The following is a 19171-nucleotide window of genomic DNA, read 5'->3' as shown; positions in this document are numbered from 1 at the left end:
CACGAACATGGCGCTCGCTGCTGCGGCGATACCGGCGGGCGCCTTCCTTCCGCAACGGCGGCAGGAAGGCGCCAACACCAATTGCCAGGCTTAGAACGTCAGCTGCAGCCCCAGATCAATCGACCTGCCCTCGGCCGGCAAGGCTTGCAACGCCCCGCCATTCGCTTTCAGCCCCGACAAATACACGCCACCGAGCGGGTCCGCATACGCGCGGTTGAACAGGTTGCTCACGCCCGCGCTCAGGCTGGCCATCTTGCTCAATGCCACGCTGCTGCGCAGGTTGACGAGCGCGTAGCCGCCCGTTTCCGGTTCGACGCGGCGCGCATCGACCTTGTCCTTGCGGGCCACGATCTTCGTTTCGATGCGGCTGCTCCAGGCGCCCAGCTTGTGCTCGACGGCCAGCAAGGCGTTGAACGGCATCATGCGGTACAGGTCGCCGCCATCGCTGCGCTTGCCCCGCGTGTATGCGGCGTTGCCGCTGGCCGTGAAATTGCCCCAGCGCGTGCTGCGCACCAAAGGCAGCTGCCACGCCAGATTCACGCCATACAGCTTGGCGTCGTGGTTGGCAAAGCGCAGCAAGTTGCCATTCGCGCCCATTTTCATGTACGGGTGGAAGGACGCCAGCACATCGACGTCGATGTAATTGTCGACCTTGCTGTAGTAAGGATTGACGCGCAGGAACCAGCCGTCCTCACCGCCGCCATGCCAGTCGGCCGTGAAGGCCGCCGTGTAAGCCGTCTCGGGTTTCAAGTCGATATCGCCCACATAGCCGTTGCCGTCGCCAAACCAGTTGGTCATGGTCATGGCCATCGAGCCGCGGCCCCACGAATAGCGCTCGTACAGGTTGGGCGAGCGCACCTTGCGCGCCAGCGCGAATGCATAGCTGCTGGCCGTATCCGGCGTGAAGGTGGCTTGCGCCGAGGCATCGATATTCGTGTCGCGCTGGCTGCGGCTGCGCGCATTGAAAGCCCTGGCGGCCATCAGGTCCGGCATGTTCATCATGTTGGTGCCGTACGATTGCACGTCGCCCGCATCCATGCGCACGGATTCGCCGCGCACGCCCAGCACGCTCGTCCAGCGCGCATCGTGCCGCGTTTCCAGCTCGCCGAACAGCACGGTGCGGTCGCGCTTGCCGTCGTTGATGTTCAAATAGGTGCGCGGCCCCATCATCATGGAACCGGGCACGGCAGGCCAATAGTCGTCGAGGCGGAAAGCGTGCCACTCCTGCCCCAGGCGCAACTCGCCCGCCGCCATCGGCAGGCTGGCCATCAGCGCATAGCCCGTGTTGCGGCCATGCGCGAGCATCGGCATCGTGCCCTTGCGCTCAGGCGAGAAAAAGCCCATTTCATGGTCAGTCTGCTGCCAGTAGGCGCGCGCATCGAGCACGCCCCAGCCGAACTCGCCTTTGTAGGCGAGATTGGCGAACTGGCCGTGGTTGTCCGTCATGTCCATGTACTGGTTCGGAAAACCCTGGTACGGGATGTGCTGCACGCCGGCGCGCAGGGTCAGTTGCTGTCCATCGCGTTTCGCCGCCAGCACGATGGCCTGGTTGATGCTCTCGAACATGCTGGCCAGCACTTTATTGCCGTGACCATCGTCATAGCTGTGGCCACGCGTATAGGCGCCGCTGTAGCCGACGCTCAGGCTGTCGCTGGCGGCCGAGGCGTTCACGCTGGTCGCCACGCTGTTGTTGACGCTGCGCCCCGAGACGGCAAAGCCGCCTTGCGTCAGCAGCCCTGCGCCAGGCTGGGCGAACACGGGCGCGTTCGATTGCACCTCGATGGTGCCGGCGATGCTGTCGCCACCCGCGCTGACGGGTGTGACACCCGCGATCAGCCGGATGCGCTGCACTTGTTGCGGATCAATGTAGGACAGCGGCGCATTCATATGATTGGCGCAAGCCGACGTCAGTTCCATGCCGTCGATGCGAATCTTGATGCGGTCGTCCGCAAAGCCATTCACTACAGGCAAGCCGGATACGCCGCCGCCGGCCGCCACGCTGTAGCCGGGCGTGCTGCTGAGCATCAGGGCCGTGTCGGCGGCGGGACGGTAGCCGTCACCGATGGCTGTCACGATGACTTTCATCTCGGGCAAAACATCTTCAGTGCGCGTTTGCGCCACGGCAGGCATGGCGATGGCGAGGGAAATCAATAACGGTAAATGTTTCATGGTGCTGCTTTCAGATTCTGTATGGGTAAGACGAACGGACGCCAGCGCAGCGCAGTGCCGCGCGGCGCAAGGCCGTTCAGGGAAAAGGACAGATCAGAAAGCGGCGGGCGGGCCGCGCGGCTGGACGGGCGTCCAGGCGAACAGTGGCGTGGCGGATTGGTAGAACAACAGGGGCAGCAAGCCCGTGAGGATTTCTCCGGAAGCGAGCACGAGGGTCGTTGGGGGAATATCGAGGGTGGCCGCATGCATGCTGCAGCACGGGCAATCGCCCATGCGCATGCTGCCCTTGGAGGTATCGGGCGCGTCCGTGGAGAGTGTTGCCGGCAGCATGGTCATGCCACCGGCCACCGAGCAGATTTCCAGGCTGGGCACGGCCAGGCCGCTGGCGACCGTCAGCGCGCGCGACACCGTAGGGGCGAGCGTGGCCAGGAAGATGGCGATACACGCGATCCACAGGACGATGCCGGCCTTGCCTTTGCTGATGAACATGGCAACATTGTATCAGGGCAAGCACCCTGCGCACAGGGCGCAGGTCAAACCTGACTTACAAATCCACCTTTATGCTCAGCTTGATGGCGCGCGGCGCGCCGGACGCCAGACGCGTGCCGGCGCCGGCCCAGTAGCGCTTGTCGGCAAGGTTCTCCACGTTGAGCTGCCACACGACAGACTTGTTCATTAGCGTGCTGGCATAGCGGGCGCCCGCGCTGAAAAGTGTCACCCCGCCGAGGAAAGCCTGGTTCAGGTCGTTGACGGGACGGGCGCTATAGTAATACGCGCCGCCATTGACGGACAGGCCCGGCACGGCGTCGAACGCGTAGGCGAGAAAGGCGCTGCCCGTGCGTTTCGACGCGTTTTCCGGCGCCTTGCCGTTGTAATCGGCGTTGATGTGGGCAAACTTCGGGTCGAGCAACTGCGCCGACGTCTGCCACGACAACTGGCGCGTCAGCTTGCCCTGCGTCGACAGTTCCATGCCACGGTAGCGCTGTTCGCCGTCCGACGTAAACACATTGCTGGCATTCGTGTAGTAGCCGGGGCGCGTGATGTCGAACAGCGCGGCGGAAACCAGGGTGCCGCCCGGCGTCAGCCAGCGCGCGCCCAGTTCTTGCTGTTTGCTCACGCCGGGCGCCATCTTGACGCCCTGGTTGGCGGTGCCCGTCGGGCCCGTCTCGCCCTCTTCCAGCCCGCGCGCCGTGGACGCGTAGAACGACAGCTCGGGCGTGGCCTTGTAGATCAATGACGCCATCGGCGTCGTCTTGCTGACGTCATAGTGGCTGGCGCCCTGGTCGCTTTGGTAGCTGCTGCGGCGCACGCCGATGACGCTTTGCCATTGCGGGCTGAAGACCATGCGGTCAAGCGCGTACAAGCCCGTGTCACGGGTGTCGAGCGCGGCCGTCGTGGGCGAAGCCGGCTTGGGACCGAACACGACATTCGTCACGGGCACGGGGTTGTACAGGTTTTGCGATGCAATCGTGTAATTGCTCTGGTAAATAGGATCTTGCGACTTGTCCGTGCGCGAGGCGCCCAGGGTCAGTTCATGGGCGATGTAGCCCGTGTGGAAATTGCCGGCCAGTTCAGCGCGCAGCAAGTCCGACGCCGTCACGCTGTGCTGGATATTGCCCGTGATGCGCCCCGCCCCTGTGGCCAGTGCCGCCGCGTTATTCAGGCGAAAGATCGCCAGACGGCGGTCGCGCGCCGTTTCCGAATGGCCCGCTTCCACCGTCAAGGCCCAGCCGTCCGTGATGGCGTAATCAGCGCGCAATTGCGCGTTTTTCGTTTGCGCTTCGAAAGCCGACCAGTCGGGGCCGATCAGCTGGCGCGGATCGACGGCGCGCGGCAGGCTGATCACGCCTTTCACGGCCGTGGGCAAGGCCACGCCCGCCTGCTCCGTCACCTTGCGGCGCTCGTATTCCAGGTCCGCCTTCAGCAGCAGTTTATTGCTCACGCGCCAGTCGAGCGCCGTGGAAATGAAGCGGCGGTTGCCGTTGCCGACATGGTCCAGATAAGAACCCAGGGTGCCGCCGGCCGCGTTGATGCGCACGCCGAATTGCCGCTCTTCGCCAAAACGGCGGCCCACGTCGACATTCGCCACCGCGCTGCCACGGTCGTCCAGAACCAGGCCCATGCTGGTGACGGGTAGGCTGCCGGCCCGCTTGGTGACGAAGTTGACCACGCCGGCCGGCGAGGTAAAGCCGTAGTACAGGGCCGAGGCGCCCTTCAGCACTTCCACGCGCTCCTTGTTTTCCATGGGCACTTGCGAGAAGTTCATGATGGGCATGGAACCGTTGAGGCGGTAATTCGTGCGGTTTTCCACGGCGATGCCGCGTATCACCAACTGATCCCACGTTTCGCCGCCGTTTTGCTGGCGCGTCACGCCGGCCGTATTGCGCACGGCATCGTACAGGCCGGAGACGGCTTGCTGTTCCAGCAATGCGCGCGTGATCACGTTGACGGTCGATGGCACGTCCATGATGCTGGCACCACGGAAACTGCCCGCCTCCGTGGTGAGCGGCACCAGGCCTTGGGCGCGGGCGCCCGTCACCTGCACGGCTTGCATGACTTTCTCATCGCCAGCCGTCAAATCGTCTTGCCCAGTGGCAAAGGCCGCAGGGGAAGCGAAGGCCAGCGACAGGGCGGCGGCGACTGGAAGCAAGCGGGTGCGGGGAAAAATGACAGGCATGAGTTCAGGCTTTCAATATGTACAGATGGAAACTTACGGTTAACGGCCATGATACCGATAATGAGAATCATTATCAAGTGAGAGTGAGTTTGTGTGAGTTTTATAGAAGAAACAAGGCCACCATGGCGCCTGTTATCATATGAACACGTTTGGATTTTGCAGACGAGGCCGCAAAGAGGCATACTGACAGTCACGGCGCACCCGATGCGCCGCCCAACAAGATCAAAAGGTAAGTTCGTGAACACAATTGACAAGAAAAGCGTGCAGACGAAAACATTTCGCTGGAAACGCTGGCAACGCTGGGCCGTTGGCACAGGCTGCGCCCTGGCCGCCTACAGCGCGGCCGGCTTCTGGCTGGTGCCCTACGTCATCAAGCACCAGCTGCCCACATTTGCAGAAAAAGAACTCGCGCGCCAGGCCAGCATCGCCGACGTGCGCTTCAACCCGTTCACCTTGCGCCTGGAAGCGGACCAGATCGCTTTCAGGGAAGCGTCCAGCGCAAACAATGCGCCGCTGCTGTCCATCGGCGCCCTGGCCGTGCAGCTGGAATGGAAATCCATCGTGCGCCGCGCCTGGAGCCTGGCGGAAATCCGCATCACGGCGCCGCAGGCGCAGCTGACGATCACGCCGGATGGCAAGTTCAACCTGGCTGAAGTGCTGGCCACCTGGCAACGCAATCACCCGGAAAAAAGCGAAGGCGGCATGCCGCGCCTCGTCATCACCCACTTTGCGCTGGAACAAGGCAAAGTGGATTGGCAGGACCAGAAGGCGGGCTATGCGGACAACTTCACGCCAATCAACTTTACGCTCGACAATATTTCCACCCTGCCCGACGCCAACGGCAGCTACAGCCTCAGCGCCGATGCGGCGCGCGGCGGCAAGCTGCACTGGCGCGGCACGGCTTCGCTCAGCCCGATTCGTGGCGAAGGCGAACTGATACTGAACGACGCTTCCCTGCCCGGCCTGGCCGCGTATCTGAAAGCCTATACGCGCGCCACGGTGACCAGCGGCAAGCTGTCGGCGCGCCTGCCCTACGCCTTTTCCTATGCGGACGGCACGCTGCAAGCGACCGTCAAAGGCGCTGGCCTGGCCTTGCGCGACCTGGCGCTGGTGCAAGACGGCAAGGGTGCGCCATTTACATCGCTGGACACCTTGGGCATTGCCGGCGTCAACGTGGACCTGGCGCGCCAGAGCGTCACGGTGGATAAAGTCAATCTGTACGGCGGCAAGGTGGCCGTGCGGCGCGACAGCCGCGGCGAGATCGACGTGGCGAACCTGATGCTGCCAGGCAATCCCGCACCTGCGGCGTCGGCCGCCGCACCCGCCGCGCCATCGAAACCTGGCAAATGGAAAGTGGACTTGCATCAGCTGGCGCTGGCCAACGTGGACGTGTCCGCCATTGATGAAACCGTCTCGCCGGCCCTGCAGCTGAGCGCGAAACAGTTGCAACTGCAGCTGCAACTGGGCTTGCAACAAGGTCCAGCGGGCATGGCCACCGTGATCGACGGCGCCAATTTCAGCCTGGCCGATCTGGCCATGCAACGGGGCGCGCAAACGCCGTTCAGGCTGGCCCAATTAGGATTTAGAGACGGCAAGATCGACCTGGCGGCGCATACCGTGCACCTGGGCGCCGTGACGGCCAGCGGCGCGCAGATCGACCTGGCGCGCAACCGCCAGGGCGAGTTTGCGATTGCGCAAAAGCTGCCCGTGTTTGCCTCCGGCAAAGCCGACGCAGACAGGGAAACCCCGTCCGCGCCTTGGTCCACCAAGGTAGACAAGGTGGAACTGAGCAAGTTCGGCGCCCGTTTCGACGATGCGGGCACTGGCATCAAGGGCAACCTGCAGGATGCCAGATTGTCCCTGCAAAACGTCAGCAACGACATGCAGCAGGCGCTGCCGTTCGAGCTGGGCGTGGGCTTGCGCGAAGGCGGCTTGCTCACCGCCAAGGGCAAGTTCGTGCCGGGCACGGGCGCCGTCGATGCGCAGCTGAATCTGCAACAACTGACCCTGGCGCCCGTGCAACCCTTGCTGGCGCAGCATGTGAAACTGAAGCTGGCAGGCGGTACCCTCTCCGGCAGCGGCCGCCTGACGACGGGCGGCGGCGCGCCAACAGCGCCCAAGGTCCGTTATGAGGGCGGCGTGGATATCGCCGGCCTGGTGCTCAATGAAACGGATGGCAAGCGTTTCGCCTCGTGGAAAAGCGTGCGCGCCGACAAGCTGACGGCCAGCGTGGGCCCCGATTTTGTCGACATTCCCGAGCTGCGCGTGGTCGAACCGAACGCCCAGCTGATCATCGAAAACGACCGCAGCCTCAATGCCCAGCGTTTGCTGGTCAAGGCGCCGGAACCAGCTGCGGCGCCAGCGACCACGGCGACGCCGACAACAGCCGACGCTGCCTTCCCCGTGCGCGTGCGCCGCGTGCGCCTGCAAAACGCCAAGCTGGACTTTGCCGACCTGAGCTTGCGACCCCAGTTCGCCGCCAAGATTTATGAACTCAATGGCGTCGTCACGGGTCTGTCGACCAAGCGCGATGCGCGCAGCCAGATCGAACTCGATGGCCGCATCGATGAATTCGGCCTGGCCCGCGTGCGTGGTCAATTAAATCCGTTCGCGCCGACCGACAACACGGACTTGAACGTCGTTTTCAAGAACGTCGACATGGTGTCCGCCTCGCCGTACACGATGAAGTTCGCCGGCTACAAGGTGGCCGAAGGCAAGATTTCGCTGGACTTGCAATACAAGGTGCGCAACCGCCAGCTCGACGGCACCAACCAGGTCGTGCTCGACAAGCTGACCCTGGGTGAACGCATCGACAGTCCGGACGCCTTGAAACTGCCTTTGGAACTGGCGCTGGCCATCCTCAAGGATAGCGACGGGCGCATCGACCTCGGTTTGCCCGTGTCGGGCGACATGAACGACCCGCAATTCAGCTATGGCGCCTTGATCTGGAAAGCCGTGGGCAACGTGCTGACGAAAATCGTCACGGCGCCGTTCCGCGCGCTGGGCAACTTGCTGGGCATCAGCGCCGACAAGCTCGAATCGATCGACTTCGATGCGGGCAGCGCCGTGCTGCTGCCGCCCGAGCGGGAAAAGCTCAAGCAGGTGGCGCAAATCCTCGCCAAGCGCGAACAGCTGAAGCTGGCCGTACCGGGCCAGTACAGCGACACGGACGGGGCCGCCCTGCGCGCCCAGGCCGTGCGCCGCGCCGTGGCCGCCAAGGGCGGCATCAAGCTCGAAGCGGGCGAAGAACCTGGACCGTTGAACCTGGGCGAACGCAAGGTACGCGGCGCCCTGCGCGAGCTGTACGGCGAACGCTTCGGCAAGGCCGAGCTGGACAAGCAGAAGAAAGCGGCGGAGTCGGCCGCTCCTGCGGTAGTGGCGGCCTCAGCTGCCGCCTCCGCACCGGCGGCAACAGCCAAAATCCCCGTCCTGCAGCGCCTGGGCAAGCTGATCGAAGGCGAACCGCAAGTGGCCGACACGGGCGCCTTCTATAACGGCTTGCGCGAGCAGCTGGAAGCCAAACAACCCCTGCCTGCCGATGCCTTGAATAAACTGGGCGCCCAGCGCAGCGCAGCGATTCTGGCGGCCCTGCAGCAGGACGGCACGCCGGCGGCCAGGGTCAGCGCGGGTGCGCCGGAAAAAACCGAGGCCGCGCCGGGCAAGCTGGTGGGACTGAAGCTGGGATTGGCGGCGAAATAAAAAATGGCGTTAAATAACGGCCGAAAGAACGCTGTTTAGGCGCGGCGGCAAAGCACGGTCCAGCAATCGCATGTAGCAACGATTTGCTGCAAAATGGAAAACTGCTGTACGTCTTGGCAAATCATTCCCCCGCTTTTCTATGTGGGCGTGAAATGAAAGTAATATATTAGCCAAATTCGATGAATCAGGACGCGCATTGAAAACAGCACTGGACAGCTATGCAATCGTAGAAATACATTCTGAAAATGCAAACATTGATGCTTGCATCTCTCCCGCATGACGTTCATGAAAATAAAAAACGTAAAGAGCAAAGCTCTTTACGTTCCCATTTTCACGGTTTGTTACCCGCAATATTGCAACAATACACCTTAAACTGGATACGCCATTTCCGGCGTTCCAGCCCAGCGTTGGAAATGAATGGCGGTTATCCGCCCCAACCCGCTGGCCGCGGCGTATCGCCGTCCGAACCATCGGATTGCATCAGGATCGACTTATTGCCGCTTCTAATCCGGGTATGGACAGATGGCAAAGGCCCGGTATATACCTGCCAGTCTCCCTGTCCCAACGAGGTCAACCCCGATGGCGTGTCATCTCCACCGGAAACCAAATCCAATTGCTCGAAATTCAATTCAATCATTGTTGCTCCTGAAATTTAATCAATAACCATATTTATTATGGTCTCTGACGTAAGAGACAGCCAGATATTGCCAGGCATGTCGTTACAGAAATAGCGCCAGCAATCTTTCGGTAAAAATTACCTGGGCACCTCATCCAAAAATACTAATAACACCATTCACATCAAGAGTGACGCTCTGCCTTGCATATAAATTGCCAGGCAGTTGAATTTATCACAATTGCGCGCACTGTCAAGCCAATTCAGAAAAAAACAAATAGTATCAAGTCCTTATCGATTTAAAATCACAGCCACAATGACCAATATCTTTCCCATGAATGATTTAGATCTTCGGCTCTTAACTTTTCACCCACCGCATTCATCTAAATGTTGATGGTGCCTGCGCCCATCTTTTGCGCTTGAAAGGCCATCCGATGTGAGGACGGTGCCGCACCAGATTGACTTACTTCGCTTTCCCCGCCTCCCTCACCGCCTCATCCGGCAAGGCAAACGCCACCAGGCTATCGCCCATCTTCGTGCCCAGCGAACCGTGGCCACCGGCCATCACCACCACATACTGCTTGCCCGTCTTGTCGGAGATGTAACTCATCGGCGTGGCCTGGCCGCCGGCCGGCAGGCGGGCTTTCCATACCGTCTTGCCGTTGCGCACGTCATAGCCGCGGATGGTGTAGTCGAGCGTACTGCTGAGGAAAGCCACGCCGCCGCCCGTGGTACTCATGCCGCCCAGGCTCGGTACGCCCAGCGGCAAGGCGATGGGCACGGGAGCGCTGTCGCGCGTGGTGCCGTTCTTGTGCATCCACACTTTTTTCATGGTACGCAAGTCGACGGCGGCGATATAGCCCCAGGGCGGCGCCTGGCATGGGAAGCCCAGCGGCGACAGGAAGGGCTTGATTTCCACGGCAAACGGCACGCCCGTCTGCGGCTGTAAACCCATTTCCGAACCCGTACCGCCCTTCGCGTTCGCTTGCGCGCGCGGTACCAGGCGTTCCAGGAAGCCCATGTAGTCGGGATTCACCAGCAGCAACTGACGCACGGGATCGACGGCCGCCCCGCCCCACTCGAAGATGCCCAAGGGGCCCGGCGAGATGATGGCGCCCTTGATCTTGCCTTCGGCCACCGTTTGCGGCGTGAACGGCCCTTCGTAGCGGTGCTGGCGGAAGATGATGCGGCAAGCGAGCTGGTCGAACGGCGTGGTGCCCCACATATCCGTTTCGCTGATATGTTTCTCCGGCAGGAAAGTGAGGGCCGAGAACGGCTGCGTGGGCGACAGCTTGTCGCCAGGCGCGGCGTTGGCCGTCGGCACGGGTTTTTCCGGCGCCGGCACCACCAGGCTGCCGTCGCGCCGGTCGATCACGTAGATGTCACCGCGCTTGGTGGTTGCCACGACGGACGGCACTCTGCCTTTCGGCGTGTCGATATCGACCAGGGTGGGCTGGCCGCCGATATCCATGTCCCAGATATCGTGGTGCACGGTCTGGTACACCCAGCGCACTTTCCCGGTGACAAGATCAAGCGCGACGATGGCGCTATTGTATTTCTCGCCGTTCGGGTTGCGCTTGCCGCCCCAGGTATCGGGGGTTTCATTGCCCATCGGAATGTACACCATGCCCAGCTTTTCATCGACGCTGGACACGCCCCAGGAATTCGGTGAATTGTTGGTGTAGGTTTTTCCCTCGGCAATCGGCGCCGTATCGTCGGGATTCGCGGCATCCCAGTTCCACATCAGCTTGCCAGTGACGGGGTCGTAGCCGCGGATCACGCCCGAGGGCTCTTCCGTGGAAAAATTATCGGTGACGCTGGCGGCCATCACCACCACGTTCTGCGCCACGGCCGGTGGCGACGTCGGCATCAGAAAGCCCCGCTTCTTCATGCCCATGCCATGGTACAGGCCGATCACGCCGTTCTCGCCGAAGCTTTTGCACGCTGCGCCCGTATCGGCATTGATGGCGATCAGGGTCGCGTCCATGGTGGGCGCGAAGATGCGGCGCGGGCACTCCATGCCGGCCGCCTCGGGCGCCGGATCGTCCTTGGCGCGGCCCGCGTTGACGTCCCAGTACGCCACGCCGCGGCAAATCATGTGCTGGTAGCTGGACGCATCGCGGTTGATCTTCGGATCGTGGCGCCACAGCTCCTTGCCCGTGTCCGGGTCCAGCGCGATGACGATGCTGTGCGGCGTGCACAGGTACAGCATGCCGTTCACTTTCAGCGGCGTGACTTCGTTGGCGATCTCGCCCGGGTCGTTTGGCCCCTTGAAGTCGCCCGTGTGGTACACCCACGCCTGTTTCAGCTGCGCGGCGTTGGCCGGCGTGATCTGCGCGGCCGGCGCGTAGCGGTCGCCATAGCCGGAGCGGCCATACGCTGCCCAGTCGTTGGGCGCCACGCCCGGCGCAAAATCACCTTGCGGCGCGGCCGCCATGTTCTCGGCCGGCACTTCGCCGTGCAAGGTATGGTAATCCTGGAACAGCGCAAACACGCCCACGGCGGCGGTGGCCACCACGGCGGCGGCCAGCGCGCTCTTGCCCGCGTCGCGCGGTTTCGCTCCGGCGCTCAACGATGGAGCGAGCCGGCGGTCGACGAACGGCAGCAGCAGCCAGACGGCGGCGGCGAACCAGATATCGAGGCGCGGCAGCAATTGCCACCAGTCGAATTTCACTTCGATGACGGACCAGATCAGGGTGGCGAACAGCAGCAGCGCAAGAAACAGCTGGGCGCTGCGCCGCCCCTTCCACACCAGCGCACCCGTGATGAGCATGCCGATGCCGGCGACGACGTAATACCAGGAGCCGCCAAGGCTGACGAGCCAGGCGCCGCCGCCCGCAAGCGCCAGGCCCAGCAGGATGAAGATGACTGCGGTAATGATAAGCAAGGGTCCAGGCCGGGCAGAGGCAGTCATGATGCTCCTTTACAAGAGTCAGTCGGCGGCATGCGATTGCACACCGTAGTTGATGGCGATCAATGAGTGCCATTTTTTCACTAATTGGCAAAGCATGGCACACGCCAGAGCGCGCCATCCGCGCGGTGTTGCTTTTCATCACAGACCATTCCCGCCAGCCCGCCTTTTCTCTGTGGTTTCAAAAAAAAACACAAAATAAATCAAATAAATAACAAATTTCTCGAATAAATCAAATTTTTATCGTAAAATGCAAATCATAAACTCTGACAACCGAATTTCCCGATTTTCAACCTTCATGTGGAGCGGCACTCATCATGACCATCGCCAAACGCCTGTATGCATTGATACTCTCCGTCGTCCTGGGACTGGTCGCCCTGGCGGGTTTCAGCATCTATGAAATGGATCGCGTGTACACGACGGCCAGCTATGCCACGACCAACACCGTTCCCAGCCTGCTGACGCTCCACGATGCATTCGTGCCCTTTTCACAAGTCCGCGCGGCTCTCTGGCAGCATCTGGCCAGCAAGGATGCCACCAAGCACGACAAACTGGAAGCGGACATCGTCGAGGCACGTACGGCCATCGGCAAGGCGCTCGACAAGTATGAAAAGGAAAACCTCTCCGATGAGCAAGACAAAGCGCTGCTGGCGGCCGACCGCGCTGTGCTGGCCCGCTACGATGCCATGCGCGACAAGGTACTGGCCCTGTCGAAGGCGGGCGAGCTCGACGCGGCGCGCGAGTTGCTGTTGACCAACCAGCCCATCATCAAGGAACTGGTCGACGCGTTTGCCGCCCACCACGGCTACAACGAAAAGCTGGCCAACATGGGTGCGGCCGAGGGCAGTGCCACCGCTGCCAGCGCGCGCTGGATTTCCATTAGTGTGGCCCTGGCCGTGATGGTGCTGGTGGCCGGCATGGGATTGCTGCTGGCGCGGCGCATTGCCGCTTCGCTCAAAAACGCCATCGACGTGGCCCACACCATCGCCGGAGGCGACCTCAGCGTGCAAATCAGCGCCACCTCCAACGATGAAGTGGGTCAGCTGATGACAGCCATGAGCGAGATGAGCGAAAGCCTGGTGCGCATCGTCTCCGAAGTGCGTTCCGGCACGGAGACCATCGGCACGGCTTCGAGCGAGATCGCGGCGGGCAACCTGGACCTGTCGGCACGCACGGAACAGCAGGCCGGCTCGCTGGAAGAAACCGCCTCGGCCATGGAAGAACTGACGGCCACCGTGCGGCAAAACTCGGACAATGCCCGCCAGGCCAAGCAAATGGCCGTCAGCGCCTCGGACAAGGCGGTACGCGGCGGCGAGGTGATGGGCGACGTGATACGCACCATGGAAGCGATCGACAGCGCCTCCAACAAGATCGCCGACATCATCAGCGTCATCGACGGCATCGCCTTCCAGACCAACATCCTGGCCCTGAATGCGGCCGTGGAAGCGGCGCGGGCCGGGGAACAAGGACGCGGTTTCGCCGTCGTGGCGACCGAAGTGCGCAACCTGGCGCACCGTTCGGCGGCGGCCGCCAAGGAAATCAAGACACTCATCAGCGACTCGGTGGAGCAGGTGGAACAAGGTGGCAAGCTCGTCCAGCAAGCCGGCGCGGCCATGACGGAAGTGGTCGACACGGTACGCAGCGTTACCGACATCGTCAGCGAAATCTCGGCCGCCAGCGCCGAGCAAAGCACGGGCATCGACGAAATCAACCGCGCCATCACGCAAATGGATGAAGTCACGCAGCAGAATGCGGCGCTGGTCGAAGAAGCGGCGGCGGCATCGCAATCGCTGCAGGAGCAGGCTAGCAACCTGGCCAGCGTGGTCGGCGCCTTCAATCTGGCGCATGACCAGGCCAGCGCGGCGCAACACAGCACGCCGGTGCGCCAAGCGCCAGCCCCAGCCGCCAAGCCACCTGCAGCGCGCAAGGCGGCGCCGCTCAAGCTGGTCACCCGGCGCGCCCCCGGCCCGGCCAGCAGCAAGGCCAGCGCCAGCGCCGGCGGTGACTGGGAAGAATTCTGAACCCCTCGTCATGCAGGCTCACCGGCATCGATGATCCCGGAGCATCGCCATGACATCCGTTGTCAACCACTTTATCTGCATGCAGGCATTGCCATGAACTCCTTCCTCACGGTCCATCCTTACCTTCGTTGCGACGATGTCTCGCTGATGCGGCCGGCGCTGGCGCTGGCGGGCCTCTTGCTGCTGCTGGCCGCCCTGCTCTGGCGCCGCCTCCACTGGCGCCAGAGCAGGGCGGCCGCCAGCACGACAGCTGCCGATTTGCATCAGCAGCTGCAAAGGCGCAGGGCCACCGAGCCGGCCAAGCCGGCAGACACGGCACCGCCGCCACAGCCCGAGGCGCTGGACACGGCGCCATTCGATCTGGCCCGCCTGGACGCCATGTTCGGCTACGACCGGCGCTTGCAAGGCGAGATTCTGGCGCTCTTCGTGGCCGAGACGCGCGACCGGCTGGCCGGCATCGCCCATGCGCTGCGCTGCGAACGTCCGGCCCCGGCACGCGTACTGGCCCAGGAAATTGTCGACAGCAGCTACGCCATGGGCCTGCTTCCCTTGCAGGCGCTGGCGCGCCAGGCCGTGCATGCGGGCTTTTCCAACGATATGGGCGCGCTGCGCCGCCTGCATGCGGACCTGCTGATGGCGCTCGACGTGCTCTCGCAAGCGGTCACGGCCCTGCAAACGGGCGCCGTGCAGGTGCATGACTGCAGCGGCATCGGGAGCCGGCCATGAATGCGCAGCTCGATCTGGCGAGCCTGCTCGGCGACGCCATCCTGCCCTCGCCCGCCTGGCGGCGCCACTGGCTGGCGACCTTGTTCCAGCAACAGGTGCCGTTCGACGAGCTGGCCGAACAACTGGGCTGCGATCCGGCCCTGACCGGCAAGGTCATCGGCCTGGCGAATGGGGCCGTGCCGGCGGGCGCACGCCAGCATGCGGCAATCGACGCCGCGATGCTGGCCGCCATCGGCCTGCCCGCCCTGCGCCAGGCGTTCGCCATCCCGGACCGGCCAACGGCCACGTGTGCGCACTTCGACGAACAGCGATTCTGGTCGCACTCGCAGGCCATGGCCTGCGCCGCCCGCGTGGTGGGCGAAGCGCTGCAACGGGCACCGGCCAAAGAGCTGTACACTTGCGGCTTGCTGGCCAACATCGGCCAACTGGCCTTGGCCTTGCTGCATCCGCAAGCGTATGGAGAACTGCTGGGCCAGCACGGCAGTGCTGCCAGGGCGCTGCTGCTGTGCGAGGAATCGCGGCGCTTCGGCCACCATCAACTGGCGCTTTCAGCCAGCCTCATGCGGGGCTGGGGCATGCCGGACATCCTGTGCGACGCCGTGCGCTGCCATGCCGCGCCGCCCGGCTTCGGGCAGGCCGGACGCATGACAGAGCTGGCCTGGCTGCTGCAACTGGCCAGCAGTTTCGCCGACCTGATACTGCGCAATGGCGTGGGGCCGCGCGGGCCGGCCACGGCCGCCGCGCGGGTACTGGGTCTGGATGAGAACCACATGGAAACGCTGCTGCGCCACAGTCACGCGGAGTGGAGCGAATGGCGCGCAATCCTGGAACCGCACGCCCACATTGCCCTTGGCCGCACGCGCAGCAGAATCGGGCCCACCGCGCGGCAGGTTTTTAGTGAATTCATCTAATTTGTTGAAATTGATTTTTTGAGCATGATTGCGTATCATTCCATTCAACTTCATCCTCGACCATAAAGTCCATCATGCACACTGCAGACGTATGCACTACCCAAAAGGCTGCCGAAATCCTCGGCATCTCGGTCACATCGGTGCAGCAACTGGTCGAGGCGGGCGTTATCGAAGCCTGGAAGACCAAGGGCGGCCACCGGCGCATTCCCCTCGCGGCCGTCGAGGCCTACAAGGGCAATCCCGGCCAGCAAGGCCAGGACCAGCGCGCGGCACGCGTCAGCCGCCCCGCCCCATCGGGCCGCCCGCCGTCCATCCTGGTGATCGAAGACAATCCGATCGAACGCGCGCTGTATGAAAAGCAGATCGGCTCATGGGGCTTGCAGGCAAGCTTGCGCTTTTGCGAGAACGGCTACCAGGCGCTGATGGAAATCGCCCGCGACCAGCCCGACATCCTGCTGGCCGACATCATCATGGAAGGCATCGACGGCTACGAGGTGATCCGCACCATCCTGGCCGACCCGCTGCTGGCGGACATGCATATCGCCATGCTGTCGAGCCTGACGCCGGAGGAGCTGGAAGAACGCGGTGGCGTGCCGACCGGCGTGGTGTTCTTTGCCAAGCCCGTCAATTACGACGAGCTGCGTGGCTATCTGCGCGCCTGCTGCGCCGGCCATGCGCGGCGCAACAGCCTGGCCGCCTAGCGCGCCACCGTTTTCCTTCGCCACGGAGCTCCCATGCAAGCCTATCGCCACATCGACCCAGCCGTGCTGTTCCAGGCCACCGGCCACGACCTGGAGATGTTCCGCGCCCTGTCGCAGACCTACCTCGATACGGCGCCAGCCATGTATGCGCGCGTCGAGCAGGCCGTGCGCAGCGGCGCGGCGCCAGCCATCGTGCATAGCTGCCATACCTTGCGCGGCACCGTCGCCCTGCTGGGCGCCAGTGCCCTGACGGCTCGGCTGGCGGCACTGGAGCAGCTGGTGCGCCACCAGGGCGTGGCGGCGCCGGACTGGCTGGCGGAAACGGCAGTGCTGGTCGGCGCAGTGGAGCAGGAAGTACACCGCAGCCTGCGCGAGTACACGGGCGCGCAGGCATGAACCTGCGCCAGGCCGTCTTGCGCCTGGCGCACCGCTATCGCCCGCGCACCACGGCAGCCGTGGTGGGCCTGGTGCTGGTGTGCCTGCTGGCGCTGCGCATCGTCGTTTCCGGCGCGCTGCTGTACCGCGAAGCCGTTGATGACTGGAAGCAGGATCTGTCCAACCTGTCGCTGCTGCTGGCGGAAAACACGGCGCAAAGCATGACGGCGGCCCGCCTGGTGCTCGACAGCGTCAGCAACGACATCCAGGCCGCCGCCCCCGCGGACGCGCACGCGCTGGCCACCAGCGTCGGCACCCCGGCCATGCAGCAGATGCTGCGGCACAAGATCGGCGGCGTGCCGCAAGTGGATGTGGTGTCCATCGTCGGCAGCGACGCCAGCGTACTGGTCTTCAGCCGCGCCTATCCCGCGCCACCCATCCGCCTCGGCGAGCGCGATTACTTCGAATATCACCGGCGCCACCCGGACGGCGGCATGCATGTCAGCGCGCCCGTGCAAAACAAGGGCAATGGCGCCTGGACCTTCTATATCAGCCGGCGCATCAACAGCCCGGACGGCCACTTCCTGGGCGTGGTGCTGGTGGGCCTGTCGTGCGACTTCTTCAGCAAATTCTTCCAGAACACCAGCATCGGCGAACACACGGCCTTTTCCCTGTACCGCAACGACTACACGCTGCTGGCCCGCTGGCCGGCCGTGCCCGCCATGATGGGCCAGCGCAACCTGACGGGCAGCACCTACCGCCTGCTGGAACAGGGCAAGACGCATGGCGTGCTGCAGGTGGACTCGCCGCGCGCGGCCGAGCAGGGGCGCGCGGTCGACCGCCTGGCCGGCGTACGGCTGGTGCGCGACTATCCGCTGGCCATCAACGTGACCATCACGGACGAGGTCTACCTGGCGGGCTGGCGACGCATGCTGCGCACCATGGGCGGCGCGGCCGTGGTCAGTCTGCTCGTGCTGGCCGGGGCCATCGCACTGATCATGGCCCTGCTGCGGCGCCAGGAGCGCGACGCGGCCATGGCGCTGGCGCTGCAAGCGCGCGCGGAAGCGGCGAATGCCGCCAAGTCGCGCTTCCTGGCCATCATGAGCCACGAGATCCGCACGCCCATGGCCGGTATCGCCGGCATGGCCGAACTGCTGCAGGAAACCGAACTCGAGGCGTCACAGCAGCAATATGCGCAGCGTATCGGCGATGGCGTACAGCACCTGATGCGCATCCTGAACGATATCCTCGACCTGTCCAAGGTCGAGGCAGGCCAGATGAACATCGAACTGCGCGACTTCGACCCGCGCCTGCTGCTCGATGACGTGCTGGCCCTGCACCGCCCGCAAGCCGACCGGAAGAAGCTGCACCTTGTCAGCGAGATCGGCAACAGCGTGCCGCAGCGGGTGTGCTCGGACCGCACGCGCATCGCGCAAATCCTCGGCAACCTGCTCAGCAATGCCATCAAGTTTACACCCTCCGGCAGCGTGACCGTGCGCCTGCACCTGGAAGCGGCCACGCCGGACGGCGCCAGCGCCTGCCTCGTCGCCAGCGTCAACGACCAGGGCATCGGCATGAACCAGCAGCAGCTGAGCCGCATTTTCGAGCCGTTTTGCCAGGCCGACGACAGCATCAGCGGCGCGTATGGCGGCACGGGACTGGGTCTGAGCATCTGCAAGCACCTGCTGGCGCTGCTGGGCGGCGAGATTTTCTGCAGCAGCGAGCCGGGCGCCGGCTCCCGCTTCACCGTGCGCATTCCCTGCCAGGTGGCGCAGGCGCCAGGCGCCCCCACGCCAGAAACGGGACCGGAAGCGGAAGTGGAACCGGCGCCCGCTCCCCTGGCCCTGCGCGCGCCCGCATCAGGGCCGGGCGCGCGCATCCTGCTGGTCGAGGATACGGCGCTGAACCGCCAACTGGTGTGCCTGCAGCTGGCCTCCCGCGGCTACCACATCGACACGGCGGAGAACGGCGCACTGGGCCTGCAGGCCCTGGCCGGGCAGCAGTACGACCTGGTCCTGATGGACTGCATGATGCCCGTCATGGATGGCTACCAGGCGTGCCAGGCCCTGCGTGCCCGCGAAGCGGCCAGCGGTGCGCCGCGCCTGCCCGTCATCGCCCTGACGGCCGGCGTGACCGAGGACGACCGGCAGCGCTGCATGGCGGCCGGCATGGACGACTATCTGTCCAAGCCCTTTACGGCCGCCCAGCTGCGCGCAATGGTAGAGCGCTGGCTGACCCGTTCATCACCGGCCGGCGCTGAATACAACACTTCCGCATAAAAATCAATTTATTCGATAAAATCAATTATATTCGCTATAATTAACAAATCGACGGGCCGGTGACGCCGGACATCCGCGCGGAATCAACA

General features: G+C 63.6%; 13 protein-coding genes. 8 read left to right on the top strand and 5 right to left on the bottom strand.

From position 1 onward, the window contains the following. Positions 1-90: 90 nt before the first annotated feature. From ACP7DW_RS03755 to ACP7DW_RS03745, 3 genes are all read right to left on the bottom strand, one after another. Positions 91-2169 (bottom strand): TonB-dependent receptor, encoded by a 2079-nt coding sequence (locus ACP7DW_RS03755; RefSeq protein WP_426053950.1) that lies wholly within the window; start codon positions 2167-2169, stop codon positions 91-93. A gap of 93 nt (positions 2170-2262) precedes the next feature. Further along, the gene (locus ACP7DW_RS03750) at positions 2263-2658 is read right to left on the bottom strand and encodes a DUF2946 domain-containing protein (protein ID WP_426053949.1); all 396 of its coding nucleotides are present in this window, start codon (positions 2656-2658) and stop codon (positions 2263-2265) included. 55 nt (positions 2659-2713) lie between these two features. Next, positions 2714-4846 (bottom strand): TonB-dependent siderophore receptor, encoded by a 2133-nt coding sequence (locus tag ACP7DW_RS03745; protein ID WP_426053948.1) that lies wholly within the window; start codon positions 4844-4846, stop codon positions 2714-2716. A 237-nt stretch (positions 4847-5083) separates the two neighbouring features. Between ACP7DW_RS03745 and ACP7DW_RS03740 the strand changes: the two genes are divergently transcribed. Continuing rightward, positions 5084-8545, top strand: a complete 3462-nt coding sequence (locus tag ACP7DW_RS03740; protein WP_426053947.1) for a DUF748 domain-containing protein — start codon at positions 5084-5086, stop codon at positions 8543-8545. A gap of 424 nt (positions 8546-8969) precedes the next feature. Here the strand turns inward: ACP7DW_RS03740 and ACP7DW_RS03735 are convergent, their stop codons facing one another. Both ACP7DW_RS03735 and ACP7DW_RS03730 read right to left on the bottom strand, forming a co-directional pair. After that, the gene (locus ACP7DW_RS03735) at positions 8970-9182 is read right to left on the bottom strand and encodes a hypothetical protein (RefSeq protein ID WP_426053946.1); all 213 of its coding nucleotides are present in this window, start codon (positions 9180-9182) and stop codon (positions 8970-8972) included. 439 nt (positions 9183-9621) lie between these two features. Beyond that, positions 9622-12072 carry a membrane-bound PQQ-dependent dehydrogenase, glucose/quinate/shikimate family gene (locus ACP7DW_RS03730; RefSeq protein ID WP_426053945.1) on the bottom strand — a complete coding sequence of 817 codons (2451 nt, stop codon included), beginning with the start codon at positions 12070-12072 and terminating at the stop codon, positions 9622-9624. Between the two features lie 62 nt (positions 12073-12134). Here ACP7DW_RS03730 and ACP7DW_RS03725 point away from each other — a divergent pair, with 62 nt between their 5' ends. From ACP7DW_RS03725 to ACP7DW_RS03695, 7 genes are all read left to right on the top strand, one after another. Then, positions 12135-12284 (top strand): hypothetical protein, encoded by a 150-nt coding sequence (locus ACP7DW_RS03725; RefSeq protein WP_426053944.1) that lies wholly within the window; start codon positions 12135-12137, stop codon positions 12282-12284. Between the two features lie 102 nt (positions 12285-12386). Further along, positions 12387-14090 (top strand): methyl-accepting chemotaxis protein, encoded by a 1704-nt coding sequence (locus ACP7DW_RS03720; protein WP_426053943.1) that lies wholly within the window; start codon positions 12387-12389, stop codon positions 14088-14090. A 93-nt stretch (positions 14091-14183) separates the two neighbouring features. Beyond that, positions 14184-14816, top strand: a complete 633-nt coding sequence (locus ACP7DW_RS03715) for a hypothetical protein (RefSeq protein ID WP_426053942.1) — start codon at positions 14184-14186, stop codon at positions 14814-14816. Beyond that, complete coding sequence (locus ACP7DW_RS03710; protein ID WP_426053941.1) at positions 14813-15727, top strand: HDOD domain-containing protein; 915 nt, start codon at positions 14813-14815, stop codon at positions 15725-15727. Before ACP7DW_RS03715 ends, ACP7DW_RS03710 begins: the two co-directional genes overlap by 4 nt. Before the next feature lie 74 nt (positions 15728-15801). Further along, positions 15802-16428, top strand: a complete 627-nt coding sequence (locus ACP7DW_RS03705; protein ID WP_426053940.1) for a response regulator — start codon at positions 15802-15804, stop codon at positions 16426-16428. 33 nt (positions 16429-16461) lie between these two features. Next, positions 16462-16824, top strand: a complete 363-nt coding sequence (locus tag ACP7DW_RS03700; protein ID WP_426053939.1) for an Hpt domain-containing protein — start codon at positions 16462-16464, stop codon at positions 16822-16824. Continuing rightward, on the top strand, positions 16821-19082 hold the full coding sequence (locus tag ACP7DW_RS03695) for an ATP-binding protein (protein ID WP_426053938.1): 2262 nt from the start codon (positions 16821-16823) through the stop codon (positions 19080-19082). Before ACP7DW_RS03700 ends, ACP7DW_RS03695 begins: the two co-directional genes overlap by 4 nt. Positions 19083-19171 lie beyond the last annotated feature (89 nt).

Origin of the sequence: Janthinobacterium sp. PSRC1-1, from assembly GCF_049897525.1 — a bacterium.
In the GTDB taxonomy this organism is placed as follows: domain Bacteria; phylum Pseudomonadota; class Gammaproteobacteria; order Burkholderiales; family Burkholderiaceae_D; genus Janthinobacterium; species Janthinobacterium tructae.
Note: the sequence above shows the minus strand (reverse complement) of the source record. Positions and strands in the feature narration are given on the sequence as shown.

Bases quoted from the DNA above. Each gene is read 5' to 3' on its own strand.
- ACP7DW_RS03755 (WP_426053950.1), bottom strand. From the start codon at position 2,169: ATGAAACATTTACCGTTATTGATTTCCCTCGCCATCGCCATGCCTGCC.
- ACP7DW_RS03750 (WP_426053949.1), bottom strand. From the start codon at position 2,658: ATGTTCATCAGCAAAGGCAAGGCCGGCATCGTCCTGTGGATCGCGTGT.
- ACP7DW_RS03745 (WP_426053948.1), bottom strand. From the start codon at position 4,846: ATGCCTGTCATTTTTCCCCGCACCCGCTTGCTTCCAGTCGCCGCCGCC.
- ACP7DW_RS03735 (WP_426053946.1), bottom strand. From the start codon at position 9,182: ATGATTGAATTGAATTTCGAGCAATTGGATTTGGTTTCCGGTGGAGAT.
- ACP7DW_RS03730 (WP_426053945.1), bottom strand. From the start codon at position 12,072: ATGACTGCCTCTGCCCGGCCTGGACCCTTGCTTATCATTACCGCAGTC.
- ACP7DW_RS03725 (WP_426053944.1), top strand. From the start codon at position 12,135: ATGAGTGCCATTTTTTCACTAATTGGCAAAGCATGGCACACGCCAGAG.
- ACP7DW_RS03720 (WP_426053943.1), top strand. From the start codon at position 12,387: ATGACCATCGCCAAACGCCTGTATGCATTGATACTCTCCGTCGTCCTG.
- ACP7DW_RS03715 (WP_426053942.1), top strand. From the start codon at position 14,184: ATGAACTCCTTCCTCACGGTCCATCCTTACCTTCGTTGCGACGATGTC.
- ACP7DW_RS03710 (WP_426053941.1), top strand. From the start codon at position 14,813: ATGAATGCGCAGCTCGATCTGGCGAGCCTGCTCGGCGACGCCATCCTG.
- ACP7DW_RS03705 (WP_426053940.1), top strand. From the start codon at position 15,802: ATGCACACTGCAGACGTATGCACTACCCAAAAGGCTGCCGAAATCCTC.
- ACP7DW_RS03700 (WP_426053939.1), top strand. From the start codon at position 16,462: ATGCAAGCCTATCGCCACATCGACCCAGCCGTGCTGTTCCAGGCCACC.
- ACP7DW_RS03695 (WP_426053938.1), top strand. From the start codon at position 16,821: ATGAACCTGCGCCAGGCCGTCTTGCGCCTGGCGCACCGCTATCGCCCG.